1 protein-coding gene is annotated in these 258 nt (G+C 43.0%); it reads right to left on the reverse strand.

The window, feature by feature from the left end; translation table 11 throughout:
- Window positions 1-258, reverse strand: a 258-nt coding sequence (locus JI667_RS22130) for a hypothetical protein (RefSeq protein WP_206858656.1), incomplete at both ends; no start/stop codon positions are given.

Below are 258 nucleotides of genomic sequence, written 5' to 3' on the forward strand. Positions count from 1 at the left end.
TGAACTTCCATCTGAAGACTTGATGCTACCTAGCTTTGTGAACGAATTGCTACCATTTGCTGCACGATAGATCCGATAACCTACAATATCACTTTCGCCTGAAGTACCCCAGTTTAATGTGGAGCCACTAATAGAAACGCCTCCAACAGCTCCAGGATTCTTCCCATTTTCTTTAGCTGTCGTACCTTCTGATACGATATTTAGATCACTAAATTCCGATGGTAAGAGCTGTGCAAGGTCCACTCCTGAGAAGTAATC

The sequence above is a fragment of the Bacillus sp. NTK074B genome, assembly GCF_017303375.1.
Taxonomy (GTDB): domain Bacteria; phylum Bacillota; class Bacilli; order Bacillales; family Bacillaceae_B; genus Rossellomorea.